This is a genomic window from Psychrobacillus sp. FSL K6-2836 (assembly GCF_038003085.1).
Taxonomy (GTDB): domain Bacteria; phylum Bacillota; class Bacilli; order Bacillales_A; family Planococcaceae; genus Psychrobacillus.
The window spans coordinates 4,023,533-4,042,736 of sequence record NZ_JBBOOM010000001.1 but is presented as its reverse complement, the minus strand read 5'-3'; the positions used below and the strand labels follow the sequence as shown (position 1 = coordinate 4,042,736).

Sequence of the window (19,204 nt, the reverse complement as noted above, 5' to 3'; positions counted from 1 at the left end):
ATGTACGAACACTTTCATTTATAATAAATATGAGAATTATTTGTATGGTTTGTAAAAGGAGGGACTACAAATGGGCAATATGTATAAAGTAATGGCTTTCTGGACAGGGATTTTTGCAGTTATGTTTTATTTAGGTGATATGCCAGAAGCTTCTTTACTATTTTTAGCAAATACGGGATTATTCCTTCTTTTAGGGTTCTTAAACCTTTCAGAACGTATGTATATGTACATCTTCGGAGCTTACTTAATGTTCTTCTTCGCAGGATTTACATATTACACGACATTCATGCACGTACCAGGTGCAGGACATTAATAATTTAAGACAAAAAAGCAGCTCATTTATTGAGCTGTTTTTTTGTCTTATAATGAAAAACCAGACAAACAGAAACCTTTAAGTTCAAAACTGTTCCTATTTTTTTTGAAGTGCTTTGAACAGAATTGTTCTTATATATTACCGAGTGAAATTTAATGATATTGGTTGTGACAAACGTCACCAACCAATATCATTTTTTTTCGGTAATCTTATGGCATCCGCCTGTCCGTCACCCTCCTACAACGCTCAGAAACAGGTTAGCGCAATTTTGGTTCACTTAGAGAAATGATAATTCCCTAATAATAGAAGAAGCTCTGGAAGATGTAATTTCGTTCGCTATTTGACTTCTTTATTCAATAAACACTTGCTATTTCTCTTCACTTCCTCTAGTAAAGAAGGCAATTTACTTCCAGTCTCCTAACTAGGCAGACCTTTTTTCACTATACTTTTATCATCCAAGCAATAGACTCAGCTATATCTTATAGCTGAGTACAATACATTATAAACAATGCATAATTTCAATATAAAAGATTCAAGCTATCCATAGTACATTTTTTAAAATCCATTTAAGAACGGATTCGACTCCATTTCTGCTTCTATTGTTGTCGAAGGACCATGACCCGGGTAAACAAGCGTTTCTTCAGGCAACGTTAAAAGTTTTGTATGAATGGCTTTCATAAGTTCGGACTGGTTGCCTCCGGGAAGATCTGTCCGTCCGACACTGTTTTGAAAAAGTGTGTCTCCTACAATTGCAAATTCTTCTTGTTTAAAATAATAGGTTAAACTACCAGGCGAATGTCCAGGTGTATGTAAGAGCTTCATGTGAAATTCACCAAGTTCCAACTCCGACTCACTATTTAATAAAAAATCTGCCTCATTACAAATTATTGATGGTATTTCTGAATATTTGGATGAGCCATTTTTTGAAGGATCCCCCAACCATTTTTTCTCTGATGAATGGATATACACTGGAATATCAAAACTTTCCCTCACTTGTTCTACAGCTCCAATATGGTCAAAATGTGCATGAGTCAATAAAATAGCTAACGGTTTCAGCTTCAAACGATGAAGCTCGCTAATTAATTTCTCTCCTTCTCCTCCTGGATCAAAGATTAGGCATTGCTTTGTAGAATTTGAAACAATATAACAATTTGTTTGAATATAACCTAATGGATAAGTTCGAACGTTTAACATAATAATCACCTCTTTCTTATCTTATACGATATATCATCTATTGTTCAATAATTCACCACTTTTCTACTCGACAAAACTTACATTAAGAATTACAATAGAAGAGGAATATGCAAATGCGACATTCATTTTCTGATGTCGAAAGGAGTGTCTTTTCATGAACTTATTAATGGTTATCTTTGGACTAGTTACACTTTTAGCTGTAGTTGGCACTTATCAAGCTTTTAAAGAAAAGAATGTGTTAGGGGTCCTATTTAACTTTGGTACATTCGCTGTTTTTGGCTTCTTTACAGTCATGACAATTGTGAACCAAGGTTTCCCACCAAGCTTACACTAAAACGTAATTAAAAAAGCTGCTATACATTACTCATATGTATAGCAGCTTTTTTTCTATTCTTTTAAATAAATCCATTGTTTCTCGTCCAAAGGATTTGTAGTAATCCAAGTTTCTTTTGTATATCCTCCTAAACAAATTTCTGCATTAGGAGAGCAAGATACAGGCTGTTCATCTATTTCCCCAAAAACTTGTTGGCCATCTAGAGAAATCTTTGACAAAATACTCTTTTGGCTAATATCATCCTGATTTCTAGACTGTTTAGCATTTAGTAAGATAAATCCTGTTGGTGAAATTATAGACACGGTTGGGGTGACCCATTCGGAATAATTTGAAACTGCAGGTGTTACCCATTCAAATTTTTTAGCACCATTCAGTTCTTCTAAACGATACTCAAATTGTTTTTGCTCTTCGTTTATTTGAACGTATAAAATAGCTTCCCCTATATTTGTCACATCTAATACCTTTTCTTCACCAGTACTTTTTAAGGTTTCATCTAAGATTGAGTAAAGAAAAAGTTCACTCCCATCAAGACCAGAGTCAGACCATCTAAAAACCATTAAATTTTCCTCGTCATACCATTTTACAAACGGATTTTCTATTTCGATAGACGTTAACTCTTGTGTAGATCCATCATATATGAATGTATTATAAGTCCAATCCTCATAAAATGTTGAGAAAACAACTAAGTTTGGGTTTGTAGGATGCCAATCCATGTAAATTTCTGCGGATTCAAACGATAGGCTTTGAAGTATATAGCCATTTTTATGTAAAAATTGAATTTCTGCGGATGAAGAATCTTTGGAAGTATGTAATAAAATCATTTCTTTAGAAGGATGAATGGTCCCTTGAATAATAGGAGTAGTCGTAGTATAAATTGTCCGCCAACTATTTGTTGAAACACTATAAGACTTAACTAACCATTGCCCCTTTTCCATAACAATAAAAACTACTTCTTCGTTAGACAACCACCCTACCACACTCTGAAGGGCATTGTTATCCAACAAAATAGATGGTATCTCATCATTATTTGTTTTTTCAACCTCTCCAATATCGGATGGTATTTTTTCTTCATTTTCCTGCTCCACTTTAGGAATGCCTGTTTCTACTTCCGTACAAGCTTGAAGGAAGATGATACAAAATAATAATATAACAATTTTCTTCAACATACTCCCCCCTTCTTATCATTATAGACGAATGTAAATCTATTTTGTTTCATATAAAAAGCACAGACAATAAAAATGTCCGTGCTTTTTCTTATTCATCTTCTTTTAATGCCTCATTTATAAGCAAATTCCCAGTCTTCAAATCATAAAAACGCAATAAATCTCCATTAATAATTTGATCGGAATAGCCAAGTTCCTGAGTAGCTCTATCTATATAAGGCTGACAGCTATCTATTTCAATTTGCAAACCAGTGGCATTGTCATAGCAAACATTACCAGCATAAACAACTTTATCAGTTACAAATCCACCGTCACGGAACACGACAAATTCTTCATGTTCTTCAGAGAACAAATCTGCTCCAAGCTGCATATCTTTAGATGTGTCTACACCTAATGCATGTAAAATTGTTGGACGCAAATCGATTTGACCAGATGTTTCCGTAATTTCTTTACCATCACCACTATTTGGAATATGAACGAATAGTGGAACACGTTGAAGTTTTGCTGACTCATATGGAGTTATTTCTTTTCCTAAATATTGCTCCATTGCTTTATTGTGATTTTCAGAAATACCATAGTGATCTCCATACATAACGATGATGGAGTTATCATATAATCCTTGTTCTTTTAAGTCCTCAAAAAATAGTTTCAATGCTTCGTCCATATAACGAACTGACTGGAAATATCTATTGAGTGTATTAGAGTTGGAATTATACTCTGGTATAAGCTTATCTTCTTCATCCAAAGTAAAAGGATGATGATTTGTTAAGGTTATTAAACGAGAATAAAATGGCTGAGGCATATCTGCCATTAAATCGGCTGATTGCTCTAGGAAAGGAATATCCTTCATCCCCCAGTTAACAGCATCCTCTTCTTTCACTACAAAACTTTGTTCATCATAATATTTTTGAATATCCAATGCTCGATACATAATATCCCGATTCCAGAAACTTTTGTTATTAGGATGCAATACGTTTGTAAAATATCCTTCTTCATTTAAGCTTTCTGCCATCGAGTGGAATGTATTCCCACTATGCGTAAAGAATACTGCTCCTCCGCCTAATGGATATAGTGAATTCTCTAGTAAAAACTCAGAGTCGGAAGTTTTTCCTAAACCAGTTTGATGATAAAAATTAGAGAAATAATATGTGTCCTTATCTTGCGTTAGTGAATTTAAAAATGGTGTAACTTCATGACCATTCATATCATTATTAATAACGAAAGATTGTAAGGATTCCATCGAAACTACGATTAAATTACGATCCTTGGCAACACCAAACATATCTTCATTAGCATCTACTTGGTTAGAGCGAACATAGTTATTTACCTCTACTAACTCACTTCCATCGGCTAATGCTCTTTGGGCATGTGATTTAGACTGGATATATATATCATATAAATGATAGTTATACGGTCCAATATTCTTAACTAGCATCTCACGATCAAAGCTTCGTGTTAATAGCTGTGGTCGTTCAATCTCAGATAAACCTAAGTTTAAAAATAGAATTGCTGCAGCCATTACAAAATAAGCTCTTCTTACAGCAGGCTTAACAAGCGTAACTTTGTCTCCAATTTTCAACCACTTTAATGCAATAATGATGATGGCAACATCAGTGAAATAGAAAATATCCGTTAAAAAGATACTTTCTGCTGCCGATGAACCCAAATCGCCAAAATTACTTGTTTGAAATAGCACCGGAATTGTAATGAAATCTGTGAAAAAACGGTAAAATACAGCATTAGCATATACAACAGCTGAAAGTATTATGCTAGCAATTACTATATATCTATTTCTACCTTTAGGACTCTTAAAGAACAAGGAAAGTCCGTAGATAAATAGTAAAAAACTAAGCGGATTTATAAACAGTATCAGTTGTTGCATCAAATTTTCAATATCCATGTCAAAGCTTGTGTGGTAAACAATATATGTTTTTATCCATGTTGCCACAATAGCAAGAATCAGAATAGAATGTGTTGGCCAATTTTTCTTCTTCATGCCTACACCCTCCCCTTTTTTACACTTTAGTTAGATAAGTTAAAAGTAACAGAACTTATCTTAATCCTTTCTTTACAATAAATCAATATAAAAGAAAAAGGATTTTGATACAATTGTACAAGTCTTTCATACCATACCCTATATAAGACGAATTCAATCAGTAAAAAGTTTCACTTTTTTATAAAAACATAAAACGTCAGAGTAAAATCAACTCTGACGCGTTCTAAATTTTACTATTACTTTGTTCTTGTCTCAATAATAAAATAGCTATTTGAAAGTCTTTTGACTCAATCATTTGCATTTTATAAAGCTCTCTAACTTCATCCTCCATTATTTCTAAATCTGCTAGGCGATCTTTCGTATATACATATATTCCAAATCGTTTTAAAAGTTGCATAACGTCGTATACTGAATTCATCCTATTCATCCTTCTGCCGAATCTGTTTGCATAAAAAAGTTCCATTCGGTGTAATAATTTTATCTACTGGTATATCAAATACATCATATTCAACATTTTTCACCACTTGAATATCAAAAGCTAATGACAGTGTATCTCCCTTATAATTCATAAGGAAACGGTCATAATAGCCTCCACCATATCCTATGCGGTATCCCTTTTCGCAGTATACGATCCCAGGAACCACTAGTATTTCAATCTCTTGAGGAGTGATTGCTTTAGACTTTAAAGGATTTGGTTCGAGTAGATGCATATATACCCGCTCTAATTGGTCAAAATTTTGTACCTGATAAAATATCATAGATTTATCCGAAGGTGAACATTTAGGAACTACGACATTTTTCCCCATACTCCATAATTGTTTTATTATACTCCAAGTATCGACTTCAGGGAAGCTAGATATCGTTATTCCGATAGTGGAAGCATCTGAAACCGCTACTTGTCTCAGAAACTGATCTTCAATTTGTTTTGAGTAACTATTATATGCAACTTCATCTAATGAGGTTAATCGCTCTTTCATAGCGTTTCTTATAATTTTCTTTGTCATTGTCATACCTCCAAACAATAGAAAAAAACCAAAACCATGCTAGGTTTTGGTTTAGGTTATTATTTAGTTTCTCTATGAAGAGTCATTTTCTTATCACGTGAGCAATATTTTTTAAGTTCAAGACGTTCTGGATTGTTACGCTTGTTTTTCTTAGAAATATAGTTGCGCTCTCCGCAATCTGTACAAGCTAATGTAATATTAACGCGCATGGTTGTCCCTCCCACTCTTTGTCAGGATTAAATATAAAACTTGAGCATGATTTATACGACTAACCAATTATAGCATATATCCAAATAAAATCTACTATTAATACAGGAAATTATTCAATTTTTTTTCGGATATGGTAGTATGAGTATAGGAATATAACAATAGAGGTGAATACTATGGACTTTTCCATCATTATAATGTTTATTGGAATTGTATTAATAATAATTTCTTTTTTCTTCAAGGATTCCTCCAAAAAAGTGGAGTCGGAATTGGAAGACCTATCGTTCACAGTTTATCAAGAAACGAACGCTATCAAGCGAAGACTTAAGATAGTAGAAGAAGAACTACTGATCGAATCTACAAAAGTCTCAATACCAGTAAAAAAACAAACGAAGCCCGTTATCCATGATATTATAAAAAACCAAGTGTTGGAATTGCATAAACAAGGTTATTCGTTAAAAGAAATTAGTGCCCGTTCCTCTTTAACCATTGATGAAATAAAATACGTAATTGGTGGTGGAAAGTGATGAATAAGACTATTCGGAATATAGGAATTGGCTTATTTCTTGCTGGAGTTGCATTTCAAATAGGAGAATTCGTCGAAAAAGAAGAAATTACTTCTACAAGCGCAATTACTCAGGATGCTTATGATCAGGCTCAACAGGAACTTTCAGATGTAAAAAAACAACTAGCAACTCTGCAACTAGATTTGAATAATGCACAACAAGTCCAAACAAATGCACCAGAAGAACCTACTGAAACCGAAACAACGACTAAACATACACCATCTGAAACATCGATGACTCTCTCCATTCAATTAGGGATGGCGTCTTCGGAGATTAGTGCAAAATTAGAAGATGCTGGTATTATTCTAAATAAAGTGGACATGGATAATTATTTGTCAGATCAAGGATTAGCAGGACGCATTCAAGTAGGAAACTACGAGCTTAACTCCTCCATGTCTTTAAAACAAATTGCCGAAACAATCACTCGTTAGAAAACCAGGCAAAAAGACGTCCATGTACTTGTAAGTCAAAACTTGTTTCTATTGTTTTCGAAGAGCTTTGGACCGACGTTTTGCTATATAATTACTGAGTGAATTTTTAGTGATATTGGTTGTGACATCCGTCACAACCAATATCACTTTTTTTCGGTAATCTTATGGCGTTTGCCTGTCCATCGCCCTTCTACAACGTTTAGAAACTGGTTAGTTCGGTTTTGGATAACTATAGAAAAGTTACTTTCCTATTCCTTGTGTAAGCTCCAGAAGATACAATATCTGGAGCTATTTCGCTTCTTTATTGCGGAAACACTATTTTCTTAATTTCCATCCGCAGGTAGCAATTTAAAGGAACAAAGGCTAAGAGCGCCACTTCCTGTGGCAACGCCTTCGTGACCAACATCCTGTTGGCCTGAGGAGGCTCAGGCCACGCCCGTGGAAAGCGTCCCTGGAATGGAAATCAATTTTGTGCACAGCAAAAAAACAGCATTTTTCTCACAGAGAAAAATGCTGTTTTGGGGTTCTGTCCCAGCCTTTTTTTATTTACTATCATATTTTAATTATTTAATTCGTAATGCTTCCCTTTTAATAAATATAATAGGCGTTCTGCAATATTTGTTGCATGGTCTGCAGATCTCTCTAAATAACGACACACAAATGATAGTTGAGTGACCTGACTTAGCTGAGCAGGATTATTTACTCCTGCATTCAAAAGTGTGCGAATAATATGCCCATACATTTCATCTACTTCATCGTCCAATTTTGCTATAGTTTTAGCTTCCTCCATGTTCTCATTCGTAAATGCATCGAGAACCTGTTTAAGCATTTTTATCGTTTTGATGCGCATTTCATCAAGTAAAACAATTGGCTCAATATGCTCATCTTTTCCAATACGAATTGTTTCCTTCGCAATATTACATGCATAATCACCAATTCGTTCCATATCTGCAGCAATTTTGACGAGCACCATCAATCTTCGTAAATCAGTTGCAACTGGTTGTTGTTTTGCTATTAACAAAATTACTCGATCATTTACTTCTTCTTCCATATGGTTAATATGTTCATCATTATCAAGTATGGCCAGTGCACCTTCAATATCTTTCTCAAAAAGATAATTCATAGAATTATCTAAAGTGTCAATAGCTGTATTACTTAGCTCCAGTAACAAAGACTGAACCAGGTTCAGTTCTGCATCGAATTTCTCTCTTCCTACCATGTCAGAATAACTCCCTTCATCATCCAAAACGACCTGATATATAATCCTCTGTCCGTTTATCTTCAGGCGTTGAAAAAATAACATCTGTCGTATCGAATTCGACAACTTCCCCATTCAAGAAAAATGCTGTTTTATCCGAAATACGTGCTGCTTGTTGCATATTATGTGTCACGATAATGATTGAATAGTCTTCTTTCAGTTCTTGTATTAGTTCCTCTACTTTAAGTGTGGAAATTGGATCGAGTGCCGATGTCGGTTCATCCATCAAAATAACATCTGGTTCTATGGCAAGACATCTAGCTATACAAATACGTTGCTGCTGACCACCAGATAAACTATAAGCATTCGTTGTTAAGCGGTCTTTCACTTCATCCCATATAGCAGCTCCACGTAAACTTTTCTCAACGATCTCGTCTAAAATCTTTTTGTTTCTGATACCGTGTATTCTCGGACCGTAAGCAATATTGTCGTAAATAGATTTTGGAAATGGATTGGGCTTTTGGAAAACCATCCCTACTTTCGTACGTAGTTCCTCTACTCCGTAATTTGCATCAAAGATGTTGCGTTCTCTATACAGGATTTCTCCCGAAGTTTTAACTGTTGGCACTAATTCTACCATACGGTTCAACGTTTTAATATAAGTTGACTTACCACAGCCAGATGGTCCGATTATAGCAGTAACTTCATTTTCTTTAATCTGTAAATCGATATTTTTTAGTGCATGATGATTCCCATACCATAAGTTTAACTTTTGCGTATCGTATACAATACTAGATGCTTCCACTTGACTTGCTGACCCTTTTTCTAACGATTGTACCATTTTAGTTCCTCCTAATATTCATCGTATTTAATAGCGTTTTTGGAATTTATTTCGGATAAATATCGCAATTGAGTTCATAATTAGCAAGAAAATCATGAGCACAAGAATTCCCGCAGATGAAACGTATTGGAAAGCCTCTTGTGGTCTTTTCGCCCAATCATAAATTTGCATCGGTAGTGCTGTGAATTGGCTAAGTAAATTATCCGGTAGAAAGTGAACAATTACTGGTATACCAATTACTACTAAAGGTGCCGTCTCTCCCACTGCACGAGATAATGCTAAAATTGCACCAGTTAAAATACCTGGTATAGCTGAGGGCAATACAATATTAATAATGGTTTGCCATTTTGTTGCTCCCATACCATAGGAAGCCTCACGTACATCTTGCGGAACAGCTCTTATAGCCTCTTGAGCACCTACAATAATGACTGGCAGTATGAGCAAGCTCATTGTAAAACCAGCAGCTAAAACACTATTTCCCAGTGCCAAAGCCCGAACAAAAATCGTTAAACCTAATAAACCAAACACTACTGATGGAACACCGGCTAGGTTAGAAATATTCATTCTTATGAAATCATTTAATTTATTTTTTGTAGCATATTCTTCAAGATAAATAGCTGTCCCAACACCAAGAATAATTGATACTGGTGCAACTACACACATCAACCATATTGAACCAATCAACGCAGCTTTAATACCTGCTTTTTCAGGTATACGTGATCCGAAGTTTTGGAAGAATTCAGGTGTTATATAACCTACTCCCTGAGAGATGATACGGTAGAAAAGAACTCCCAAAACTAATAAAGCAAATAATGTTGCAGCAAAAAATATCGTTTTGAAAATACCGTTTACAATTAATCGTTTGTTCATTTTCTTTACAACCGCTTCATGATTAACATATCTCATATCAATATTCCTCCCGATACTTTTTGGAAATAACGTGAGCAAGATAGTTCATTAACAGAGTAAAGAGGAATAACGTAAATCCAACCGCATAAATCGAGTAATAAATAGTTGTTCCATAACCTGCATCACCTGAAGAAACTTGAACGATATACGCAGTCATTGTTTGAATGGATTCTGTCACATTAAAATCGAACTTTGGCGTAGATCCACCTGCTAGAGAAACAATCATTGTTTCACCAATTGCACGAGAAACTGCTAATACTATCGAAGCCGTAATTCCAGAAAGCGCTGCTGGTAAAACTACCTTCAATGCTACTTCTAACTTAGTAGAACCCATAGCTAAAGCACCTTCGCGTATCGAATTAGGAACGGAGGACATCGCATCTTCTGATAATGATGCAATCATGGGTAAAATCATAACTCCTACCACAATCCCAGGGCTTAGTGCATTAAAGATTTTTAAATCTGGTATAAATTGTTGAAGTAAAGGTGTAACAAATGTTAAAGCAAAGAAGCCGTATACTATAGTAGGAACTCCTGCTAACACTTCTAAAATAGGTTTTATAATTCTTCTTGTTTTATCAGATGCATACTCGCTTAAGAAAATTGCTGAAGCAATCCCAAACGGAACTGCAACTATAATAGCAATCGCAGTAACCTTTAACGTCCCAGCTATTAATGGTAATATACCAAATAATTGTTCTGTGTTTGCAAAAGGATACCATTCTGTACCGAATAAAAAGTCGGTAATTTTCACTTCTTTAAAAAATATGACCGTTTCAACAATCAATGTTCCAACAATTCCAAATGTCGTTAGGACAGAGACTGAAGCAATTAATAAAAGGATAATTGGAATCATCTTTTCTATTAATTTCTTCTGCTTTTTGCTACTCGATTTCTGGATAAGCTCTTGTACCGAAAGCTTTTGGGTACTATGCTTTTGACCCACGGTGAATCCCCCTTTTACCATAACGCAAGAAATGAGTAGCAGGAGCTACTCATTCCTTACATTTTCCGTTTACCTATTTACTACAACTTATTTTAAACCTTCTAGAGTAGATAGACCCTTATCATACTCAGCATCTTCTAGACGTACATATCCTACTGCTTCAGCCATATCTCCAGCATTTTCTAGAGAATATTGCATGAAGTCATATAATGCAGGATTTTCTGCAAGTGCTTTGTTACTTACATAAGTGAATAGTGGACGTGAAAGTGGTGTATATTCACCAGATTCAATTGTTTCGTTATTAGGCTCGACACCTTCAATTTTTACTGCTTTTAACGTATCTTGGTTTGCTAAATAGTAAGCATAACCAAAGAATCCGATTGCGTTTTTGTCAGCTTGAACACCTTGTACTAATACGTTATCGTCTTCAGAAAGTGTTGCAGATTTTACAAGATCCGCTTCATCAAGAATTACTTCATCAAAATAGTCATATGTTCCAGAATCTGTACCAGGAGAGTAGAAAATAATTTCTTCTGCTGGCCAATCTGGATTGATGTCAGACCATTTTTTTGTCGTTCCATCTTCAATCCACATTTTCTTTAAATCTTCAACTGTTACATCTTCAACCCAATCATTGTCTTTGCTTACTACTACTGTTAAACCATCGTTAGCAAGTTTAAATTCTGTAAAATCAATTCCTGCTGCTTCTAATTCTGCTTTCTCTTCATCTTTGATAGGACGAGATGCATTTGAGAAATCTGTTGTACCAGCGATGAATTTTTCAAAACCTCCACCAGTTCCTGATACACCAACAGTTACTTGAACTTTATCTTGTACTCCTGCATATTCTTCAACAAGTGCTTCCATAATTGGTGCTACTGTACTTGAACCATCACCAGAAACTTGTCCTTCTAGAACTGCCTCTTCATCTTGAGTATCACCTGTTGCAGCTTCTTCTGTACCAGTTTCGTTTTCAACTTCGTCTGTAGTTGAATCATCTCCACAAGCTCCTAGTGCAAGTGCCGAACCAACCATTGTTGTCATCATAAAATACTTCCAGCTTTTCATCAGGTAAATCCCCCTATATGTTTGTTTTCTTTGTCTTACAAGCTTTACTTTAAAGGGTTTATGTTTAGTCGGTATGAATGGAGTGTAAAGCTTTTGTAAATAGAATCGGAGCAAAGTCGGAAATATTAGTGAAGTTTATGCAGTTAAAACTATTTATATAGAAAAAAGTATCTAATCAAGAAGCTCAAAGTATCCATATAATAGAAATCCTATCCTCAAGAATGTGCGCTTCTGTATGCTTCGTATGAAATTGGTGGATAATTTCACCATTTACTAAGTGAATTGCACTTAAGGGCAAGTAAACGACATGGCGCAGCAAATAAATGGCTTTCAGTATAAATATACCTACCGATGAGGGGGGGATTCTACAAGGATGTGCTCAGCAGCATATGCTTGTGATTGCAGCTGAGGGGGAAAACACTTTCCAAAGCATGATAATCCATACTTTATACTAACTAGAACCTGTATTAATGCTATTATTAATCATCTTTTCGTTATAGCGAATTCGATAAATTTATTTGCTCACTTTTTTGATTGAAGTAGAATACCACTGCATTTAAAAACCCCTGCAAGTATACAGGGATTTCTTGGCTGAGTTAGCTTTTCAACAAAAGAAAAAGAGAAGTGATCGACTCACTTCCCTTTTGTACTCTATTACGAACGTAATTATTCTGTTTCTTCTTCATCTATTTTAGCATTTGTGAATGCCGGTTTAATAAGTGAGGATGAAGTAGAATCACTTACAGATGTTGCATTATTTTTTTGCTTAATCTCAAAATATTTATCGACAAGTCTTTTTGCTATTGGAGTAGAAAAATTAGTTTTGTATGTTGATTCCAACGAAGCATCTGGAATAACAAGCGCGTACGCTATTTCCGGATTATCATAAGGTATAAATCCGATATGCGTTAAGTTAACAGTATTAAATGTTTGCCATAAATCTGCATCGAAGTGGCTAGCTTGAGCAGTACCAGTTTTTCCTCCCCCAGTGAATGGAGCGTTTCCAAATGCGCTTCTAGCCGTTCCTTTACTACCAAAATACACAAGTTTCATCCCTTGACGAACACGTTCGATTTCTTCACGTGAATTATCTACAGTGTTTAATATAGTAGGAGTCATTTCTTTTACAACTTTCCCTAGTTGGATACCATCCCCAGAAGGCTCCCTAATTTCCTTAACTACATGAGGTTGAATTCTACTGCCCCCATTTGCAAGAGTACTAGCGAACTGAGCAAGTTGCAATGTAGTGTACGTATCAAACTGTCCAATACTTAGGTCAAGTAGCTTACCATCTTCAAATCCACCCGTGCTCCCGTTTACTTCCCCCGGCAGATCAATTCCTGTTAAAGTGCCGAGTCCAAGTTGAGCATAACCACTTCTCATTTTAAGAAAGGCATCTGTCCCAAAGTTAATAGACTGATTTGCTCGATAAGTACTGCCTGCAATACCATAAGCTGTTTTAAACATATACACGTTGGAAGAACGCTCTAGTGCTTGTAAATCAGTCATCCGTATACTTCCGGATCGGTTAAATACAGAGCTTTTAGGCTTCGAATCCTTTATACGGATTGGTTCATCCACAAGGGAGGTTCCGATTTGTAAGACTCCCTCGCGATAACCAGTAAGTATTGTAGCTGGTTTCACAGTGGATCCAACTTCATATGCATTCGTAAATGCACCAAATGCGTAGTCTTGTATTTCTTTTGCCCCTGTATCTTCATTTTTTCCAACCCGTTTACCTACTAATGAAAGTACTTCACCCGAATATGGATCCATCATAATAAAATAAGCGTGTTCTAAATATTTTCCGCCATAGCTTTTACTATATTTAAGCAGTTCTTCTGCTAGAATCTCTTCTTGTGCTAATTGAATTTCACTATCCATTGTTAACACTAAATCTTTTCCTGGTTCTCCTTCATAAACTGTTTGAATATCGATGACTCTTCCTTTTCCATCTGTAATATTTTTGACAACACTTTTTTGACCTTGGAGTACTTCCTCATACTGTTGTTCAATATAACTTGTACCTACACGATCATTTCGAGAGTAGTCTCGAGATAGAAAATAATCTAATCGTTCTTTTGGAATACCTACTTTGGGTAAAGTAGTTGATCCCAATATAGCTAGTGAAGAAGTTTTTACTCTTCTCCAATCTGTTGTAGTATTTACTCCTTCTAATTCACCTAGTCTTTCTGAGACCCTTGCAAATTCTTCTACTGTAACTTCTTCTTTCACGTCATCTCCTTTAATAATTTGAGGAGATAATGCATATCCAGAAGCCATTTCTCTATATATCGCAATGACTTCTAATTCTTCAGCAGTAAAGGAATTTAATTGTTCCTCTGTTATTCTGCTTCTAGTCAAGCGGTCGATTGCTCTGTTTTTATCCTTTTTTTCTATTTCTTCATCTGCTTCTATTGCTTTACGCTCTTTATCTGTTACTAATTCAAGTGCTTCCTCTGGATATTTCTTTAACCAGAAATCCTGTAGATCACTCTTGGTAATTCCGTCTGGTTTCTTTTCTATTAAAATACTTAATGTTTCTGCTATTTCATACATCTCTTTGGATTTCGTTGTTTGCATTTTTGTATACGTTATAGCTCGTAGCGGAAGATTATCAACCATTATCCGTCCTTCACTATCGAAAATTCGACCACGAGGTACACTAGTATTGACCGGGACTTCTTCACCTCGGGCTAATTCACGTGTATATTCTTCTCCTTTAACGATTTGTAAATAGCCTAATCTTAGTATTAGCATTGTAAAAAGTATAAATATCGAGAAAAACAGTATGTTCATACGAAAAGTAATATTTGCTCGTTGTTTAGCCTTCATACTTTGTGCGCGTTTGTTTGGGATTTTTCGCATGAGATCACCTTCTTTATTAAATAATTTCCTTATGTACAGTGTAACATAAAAAGCACACACTTTTAGACGAAAAAGTGTGTGCTAAGTTTCATTTATTATACAAATTAGATTGCAAATGCAAAATTCTTATTTTGCAGCAGCAAAACGTTTAGATACTTCATCCCAGTTTACTACATTCCAGAATGATCCGATGTAGTCTGGACGACGGTTTTGATAGTTTAGGTAGTAAGCATGCTCCCAAACATCTAAACCTAATAATGGAGTTTTACCTTCCATGATTGGTGAATCTTGGTTTGCTGTAGAAGAAACTTCTAATTCTCCGTTAGCTACTGATAACCACGCCCAACCTGAACCAAAGCGTGTTGTAGCTGCTTTAGCAAATTCTTCTTTGAATGCATCAAAGCTGCCGAATTTAGCATCGATTGCTGAAGCTAATTCACCAGTTGGGTTTCCACCACCATTTGGCGAAAGAATTTGCCAAAATAATGAGTGGTTAGCATGTCCGCCACCATTGTTACGAACTGCAGTACGGATTGCCTCTGGAACAGCATCTAAATTAGCGATTAACTCTTCCACTGTTTTCCCTTGTAATTCTTCATGATCAGCAAGTGCATTATTTACGTTTGTCACGTAAGTATTGTGATGCTTAGTGTGATGAATATTCATCGTTTCTTTGTCGATATGTGGTTCTAGTGCATCATATGCGTAAGGTAATTCTGGTAATTCATATGCCATTATTGTTTCCTCCTAAAGAATATTTTAGAAAATTCTTTCCATGTATTAGCGTATCAAACTATGAAGAATCGTTCAATTAAAATCGACTAAAATAATTATTATCATACTTTTGACTGAATTTACCCCGCATTAACGGGCAGTACAGAATCCCACTTTAACATTTTGTCCAAGTATTAAAGGATATGATTAAGATTAACTTCCCGTAAATGCCCGAATGGTTCAACTAACAATCAGTGTAGCTGGAGATACGCCCCAATGTTTGAATTTTCACTTTATACGAAGAAAACAAACACAATGAGCATAATAACTAAAACAATCACTTTTACTACAGATGATGTTAAAAATCCAATTAAAGATCCTACACCTGACTTAATCGCTTGTTTTAAACCATGTCGTGTAATGATTAATTCCGCAATTACGGCACCTATAAAAGGACCTATTAAAATACCGGCTACTGGAATAACAAATGGACCAAAAAGCAGTCCAATAGTACTTCCCCATACCCCTGCTTTAGTGCCGCCGAATTTTTTCACACCAAATGCATTAGCCGCCATATCCGCACCAAACAATAGAATAACGAATAGAATTTGAATTACCCAAAACAGCCATGTTAGTTCTGTAAAGGAAAAAAACAATCCATAAACCACATATCCCAAAAGCATAAACACTACAGATGGGATGATTGGATAAAACGTTCCTACAAAGGCAACGATGAAACATAAGACGATTAATATCCAACCGATAGTTTCTATCATATTCTTTTACCTAAAACTGCTTCAGCTATATTTGATGCGTGATCACCAATACGTTCTAAGTTACTTAAGATATCTACGAACATTATTCCAGCTTGTCCCGAGCATAGCCCTTCATTCACGCGAAGTATATGATTTTTCCTAAACTGACGTTCCATTTTATCAATTACATTTTCTTGTTCAGACACGTTTTGCGCTAATACGACATTGTTCGTATCTAATGCTTCTAATGCTTTTGAAACTGTTGTTATTGTAAGCTCAAACATTTCCGAAACATCTTTTATAGCATCTTCTGTAAGAACTAAACGATTCACTTCTCGATACTCGATTAATTCAATAATATTTTCAAAATGATCCCCAATTCTTTCTACATCTCGCACCGTATCCATTAGGATATTATGTCTAGCGGAGTCTTGCACCGATAAAGACTGAGAAGAGATCTGTACTAGGTAATCTGTAATTTTTTTATCCAAATTATTTAAAGCATCTTCTATTTGATAACCTAAGTCTGCTTCTTTTTTGTTATTCGTTTTTAAAAAAGAATAAGTTGTTTCTAGTCCTTGAACACTCAGAGCACCCATACGCAATATTTCTTCTTTTGCTTGTCCAATTGCAATGGAGGGTGATTGTTCAATAAAATGAACATCTAAATGTTTTGGTTTATATTCAATCGAGACATCTTCTCCCGGTATAAGTTTTGTAACCAGATAAGCCCATGCCCCTATAAGCGGGAATTGAATAATTGTATTAGCGACATTAAATGATCCATGTGCAAAGGCAATTTGCATCTTATTTTCCAAATCTAAGACACCAGAAATCCACTCGATATACAATGTAAAAGGTGCCAATAGTATTAAAAATATAATACTACCGACTACGTTAAATAGTACATGTGTAGCTGCTGCTCGTTTAGCTGCAACTGAAGCTCCTAAAGAAGCGAGTATTGCTGTAATGGTTGTACCAATATTATCTCCGAATAGAACTGGCAGAGAACCTTGTAACGAAAGAAGGTTTTCCGCATAAAGTCCTTGTAGAATTGCGACAGTTGCACTTGAACTTTGAACGATTAATGTAAAAATTGTTCCTGCAAATACTCCAAGAATAGGACTGTCACTCATGCTAAGAGTAAAATCAGTGAAAGCAGTCATTTCTCTAAGTGGCTTCATCCCTCCACTCATTAGTTCGAGTCCAAGGAATAATCCACCGAAACCAAAAATAACTTCTCCTATATTTTGGATTTTGTTTTTCTTAAAGAAGAACAAAAGAAATGCCCCAACAGCCATGATAGGTAAAGCATATCCACCAACATCGAAGCCGATGATAAAAGCTGTTATAGTTGTACCGATATTGGCTCCCATAATTACGCCAATAGCTTGTCTAAGTTTCATAAATCCTGCACTTACTAACCCAACTGTTATTACCGTTGTACCTGAGCTTGACTGAATAAGAACAGTAACAATAATACCAACTAAAACACCCATAAAAGGATTGGTCGTGTATTTATCTAAAATATCACGAAGTCTATCCCCTGCAGCTTTTTGTAGACCATCACCCATAAATTTAATGGCGAATAAGAAAATACCCAGTCCACCAAAAAATTGAAAGAGCATTTCTTGCCAATTTAATTCCACTTTATACTCAACTCCCGTTTTCGACAATTTTCACATACTCACCTATTATTCAATAATTATGAAGGTATTGTAAATAGATTCAAACATTCTTTACAATTTCTTAACAAAGCAAAAGCTACTTTTTGTTTTCTGTTGCTTTGATGATAGAATAAAGATGAAAGGGTGACATCATTTGAGTTTATTTCAACTATTCAAGTCTAGCTTACATAGTCCTAAAAAAATGGCTGCATTTCGCCTTATTCCCATTGGCAAGGTGATGCAATATATATTTAGTTATATTTTTATTATGTCCATTATCTCCTTTATTTATTTTATCAATGGAATTTCAAACCAGCAAGAATCGATGGAAGGTTTACTGGAGTACTTTTCTCAGATTCAATGGCTTTTGTATCCATTCTCCTTTTTGTTCTTATTTGTATTGAATACTTTATTTATTTTTGTTCGTATAAGCATATTTGCATACATAGGAAGTATCATCCTCCATATAAGAAAAAGAAAAGGTGAATTTCGACATATATGGAGAACGGCTCTATTTGCAAGTACGATTCCAATGTTGCTATCAATCATCTTTGGAATATTGCAGTTTTCAAATAACTACATTCAACTTGTAATCTATACACTGAGTTTAGTAATTATCGTTTTGACAACTAAATACTATCCAGTTAAAAGATAATACATAGTACCCCTTTATCCTGCATAGATTAGATTAAGGGGGTCTTTATATGAAAATATTCGTAGCAACTATTGTATTACTAATTTCTTTTTATATCATAAAAGTAGATTTAATCGAAGGCACCATCCCACTTGCATACTCTTCCCCGCCGGTCGAGTGTGAAAAAACATTAGATTATATAACAGTAGAAATTGTTGCGGGAGATACACTACATTCCTTATTCTCCCTGTATCCTTCGAATGAATCTATCACCTATACAGAGAGGTTAACTGACTTTTATAATCTTAACCCACATTTTATTAATCAGTCATTCAAGGTAGGAGAAAATGTATTGTTACCTGTTTATACACTGTCTGCAGAATGTAAATAATGTAA

21 protein-coding genes are annotated in these 19,204 nt (G+C 35.2%); 6 read left to right on the top strand and 15 right to left on the bottom strand.

Translation table 11 applies throughout. The features are described 5' to 3' along the window. The first annotated feature begins 70 nt into the window (after positions 1-70). Positions 71-313 carry a DUF2626 family protein gene (locus MKY37_RS19625; RefSeq protein ID WP_211894616.1) on the top strand — a complete coding sequence of 81 codons (243 nt, stop codon included), beginning with the start codon at positions 71-73 and terminating at the stop codon, positions 311-313. 555 nt (positions 314-868) lie between these two features. Here MKY37_RS19625 and MKY37_RS19620 read toward each other — a convergent pair. Beyond that, complete coding sequence (locus MKY37_RS19620) at positions 869-1,507, bottom strand: MBL fold metallo-hydrolase (RefSeq protein ID WP_340779497.1); 639 nt, start codon at positions 1,505-1,507, stop codon at positions 869-871. A 154-nt stretch (positions 1,508-1,661) separates the two neighbouring features. Between MKY37_RS19620 and MKY37_RS19615 the strand changes: the two genes are divergently transcribed. Continuing rightward, a complete protein-coding gene (locus tag MKY37_RS19615) occupies positions 1,662-1,841 on the top strand; it encodes a DUF2759 domain-containing protein (protein ID WP_090563737.1) in 180 nt (59 codons plus the stop codon). 53 nt (positions 1,842-1,894) lie between these two features. Here the strand turns inward: MKY37_RS19615 and MKY37_RS19610 are convergent, their stop codons facing one another. From MKY37_RS19610 to rpmG, 5 genes are all read right to left on the bottom strand, one after another. Then, the gene (locus MKY37_RS19610) at positions 1,895-3,004 is read right to left on the bottom strand and encodes a YqgU-like beta propeller domain-containing protein (RefSeq protein WP_340779496.1); all 1,110 of its coding nucleotides are present in this window, start codon (positions 3,002-3,004) and stop codon (positions 1,895-1,897) included. 91 nt (positions 3,005-3,095) lie between these two features. After that, positions 3,096-5,000, bottom strand: coding sequence for an LTA synthase family protein (locus tag MKY37_RS19605; RefSeq protein WP_340779495.1), 1,905 nt, complete (start codon positions 4,998-5,000; stop codon positions 3,096-3,098). A 223-nt stretch (positions 5,001-5,223) separates the two neighbouring features. Continuing rightward, positions 5,224-5,418, bottom strand: a complete 195-nt coding sequence (locus tag MKY37_RS19600) for a YqgQ family protein (RefSeq protein ID WP_340779494.1) — start codon at positions 5,416-5,418, stop codon at positions 5,224-5,226. Between the two features lies 1 nt (position 5,419). Further along, a complete protein-coding gene (locus tag MKY37_RS19595) occupies positions 5,420-6,004 on the bottom strand; it encodes a 5-formyltetrahydrofolate cyclo-ligase (protein WP_340779493.1) in 585 nt (194 codons plus the stop codon). A gap of 59 nt (positions 6,005-6,063) precedes the next feature. Continuing rightward, a complete protein-coding gene (rpmG, locus tag MKY37_RS19590; RefSeq protein ID WP_090563747.1) occupies positions 6,064-6,213 on the bottom strand; it encodes a 50S ribosomal protein L33 in 150 nt (49 codons plus the stop codon). A 174-nt stretch (positions 6,214-6,387) separates the two neighbouring features. Between rpmG and MKY37_RS19585 the strand changes: the two genes are divergently transcribed. Then, entirely contained in the window at positions 6,388-6,738 is a 351-nt protein-coding gene (locus tag MKY37_RS19585; protein ID WP_340779492.1) for a hypothetical protein, read from the top strand. Continuing rightward, on the top strand, positions 6,738-7,208 hold the full coding sequence (locus MKY37_RS19580) for a hypothetical protein (protein ID WP_340779491.1): 471 nt from the start codon (positions 6,738-6,740) through the stop codon (positions 7,206-7,208). Before MKY37_RS19585 ends, MKY37_RS19580 begins: the two co-directional genes overlap by 1 nt. Before the next feature lie 559 nt (positions 7,209-7,767). Here MKY37_RS19580 and phoU read toward each other — a convergent pair. The 9 genes from phoU to MKY37_RS19535 form a co-directional block, all read right to left on the bottom strand. Beyond that, positions 7,768-8,427, bottom strand: a complete 660-nt coding sequence (gene phoU / locus MKY37_RS19575; RefSeq protein WP_340779489.1) for a phosphate signaling complex protein PhoU — start codon at positions 8,425-8,427, stop codon at positions 7,768-7,770. Between the two features lie 19 nt (positions 8,428-8,446). Further along, positions 8,447-9,247 carry a phosphate ABC transporter ATP-binding protein PstB gene (gene pstB, locus MKY37_RS19570; protein WP_340779487.1) on the bottom strand — a complete coding sequence of 267 codons (801 nt, stop codon included), beginning with the start codon at positions 9,245-9,247 and terminating at the stop codon, positions 8,447-8,449. 27 nt (positions 9,248-9,274) lie between these two features. Further along, positions 9,275-10,153, bottom strand: a complete 879-nt coding sequence (gene pstA / locus MKY37_RS19565; protein WP_340779486.1) for a phosphate ABC transporter permease PstA — start codon at positions 10,151-10,153, stop codon at positions 9,275-9,277. A 1-nt stretch (position 10,154) separates the two neighbouring features. Continuing rightward, positions 10,155-11,123: a phosphate ABC transporter permease subunit PstC gene (gene pstC, locus MKY37_RS19560; protein WP_445323057.1), complete on the bottom strand. Its 969-nt coding sequence runs from the start codon at positions 11,121-11,123 to the stop codon at positions 10,155-10,157. Positions 11,124-11,189: 66 nt separating this feature from the next. Further along, positions 11,190-12,170, bottom strand: a complete 981-nt coding sequence (locus MKY37_RS19555; RefSeq protein ID WP_340779485.1) for a PstS family phosphate ABC transporter substrate-binding protein — start codon at positions 12,168-12,170, stop codon at positions 11,190-11,192. 666 nt (positions 12,171-12,836) lie between these two features. Continuing rightward, positions 12,837-15,038, bottom strand: coding sequence for a peptidoglycan D,D-transpeptidase FtsI family protein (locus MKY37_RS19550; protein ID WP_340779484.1), 2,202 nt, complete (start codon positions 15,036-15,038; stop codon positions 12,837-12,839). A gap of 126 nt (positions 15,039-15,164) precedes the next feature. Next, on the bottom strand, positions 15,165-15,773 hold the full coding sequence (locus MKY37_RS19545) for a superoxide dismutase (RefSeq protein ID WP_340779483.1): 609 nt from the start codon (positions 15,771-15,773) through the stop codon (positions 15,165-15,167). A gap of 272 nt (positions 15,774-16,045) precedes the next feature. Then, entirely contained in the window at positions 16,046-16,525 is a 480-nt protein-coding gene (locus MKY37_RS19540; RefSeq protein WP_340779995.1) for a DUF456 domain-containing protein, read from the bottom strand. After that, positions 16,525-18,156 (bottom strand): Na/Pi cotransporter family protein, encoded by a 1,632-nt coding sequence (locus MKY37_RS19535; RefSeq protein WP_340779482.1) that lies wholly within the window; start codon positions 18,154-18,156, stop codon positions 16,525-16,527. Before MKY37_RS19535 ends, MKY37_RS19540 begins: the two co-directional genes overlap by 1 nt. A gap of 172 nt (positions 18,157-18,328) precedes the next feature. On the opposite strand from MKY37_RS19535, the gene MKY37_RS19530 reads away from it, so the two are divergent. Continuing rightward, the gene (locus tag MKY37_RS19530; RefSeq protein WP_340779481.1) at positions 18,329-18,829 is read left to right on the top strand and encodes a DUF1189 family protein; all 501 of its coding nucleotides are present in this window, start codon (positions 18,329-18,331) and stop codon (positions 18,827-18,829) included. A 49-nt stretch (positions 18,830-18,878) separates the two neighbouring features. After that, entirely contained in the window at positions 18,879-19,199 is a 321-nt protein-coding gene (locus tag MKY37_RS19525; RefSeq protein WP_340779480.1) for a hypothetical protein, read from the top strand. Positions 19,200-19,204: the final 5 nt, after the last annotated feature.

Bases quoted from the DNA above. Each gene is read 5' to 3' on its own strand.
- MKY37_RS19625 (WP_211894616.1), top strand. From the start codon at position 71: ATGGGCAATATGTATAAAGTAATGGCTTTCTGGACAGGGATTTTTGCA.
- MKY37_RS19620 (WP_340779497.1), bottom strand. From the start codon at position 1,507: ATGTTAAACGTTCGAACTTATCCATTAGGTTATATTCAAACAAATTGT.
- MKY37_RS19615 (WP_090563737.1), top strand. From the start codon at position 1,662: ATGAACTTATTAATGGTTATCTTTGGACTAGTTACACTTTTAGCTGTA.
- MKY37_RS19605 (WP_340779495.1), bottom strand. From the start codon at position 5,000: ATGAAGAAGAAAAATTGGCCAACACATTCTATTCTGATTCTTGCTATT.
- MKY37_RS19600 (WP_340779494.1), bottom strand. From the start codon at position 5,418: ATGAATTCAGTATACGACGTTATGCAACTTTTAAAACGATTTGGAATA.
- MKY37_RS19595 (WP_340779493.1), bottom strand. From the start codon at position 6,004: ATGACAAAGAAAATTATAAGAAACGCTATGAAAGAGCGATTAACCTCA.
- rpmG (WP_090563747.1), bottom strand. From the start codon at position 6,213: ATGCGCGTTAATATTACATTAGCTTGTACAGATTGCGGAGAGCGCAAC.
- MKY37_RS19585 (WP_340779492.1), top strand. From the start codon at position 6,388: ATGGACTTTTCCATCATTATAATGTTTATTGGAATTGTATTAATAATA.
- MKY37_RS19580 (WP_340779491.1), top strand. From the start codon at position 6,738: ATGAATAAGACTATTCGGAATATAGGAATTGGCTTATTTCTTGCTGGA.
- phoU (WP_340779489.1), bottom strand. From the start codon at position 8,427: ATGGTAGGAAGAGAGAAATTCGATGCAGAACTGAACCTGGTTCAGTCT.
- pstB (WP_340779487.1), bottom strand. From the start codon at position 9,247: ATGGTACAATCGTTAGAAAAAGGGTCAGCAAGTCAAGTGGAAGCATCT.
- pstA (WP_340779486.1), bottom strand. From the start codon at position 10,153: ATGAGATATGTTAATCATGAAGCGGTTGTAAAGAAAATGAACAAACGA.
- pstC (WP_445323057.1), bottom strand. From the start codon at position 11,123: ATGGTAAAAGGGGGATTCACCGTGGGTCAAAAGCATAGTACCCAAAAG.
- MKY37_RS19555 (WP_340779485.1), bottom strand. From the start codon at position 12,170: ATGAAAAGCTGGAAGTATTTTATGATGACAACAATGGTTGGTTCGGCA.
- MKY37_RS19550 (WP_340779484.1), bottom strand. From the start codon at position 15,038: ATGCGAAAAATCCCAAACAAACGCGCACAAAGTATGAAGGCTAAACAA.
- MKY37_RS19545 (WP_340779483.1), bottom strand. From the start codon at position 15,773: ATGGCATATGAATTACCAGAATTACCTTACGCATATGATGCACTAGAA.
- MKY37_RS19525 (WP_340779480.1), top strand. From the start codon at position 18,879: ATGAAAATATTCGTAGCAACTATTGTATTACTAATTTCTTTTTATATC.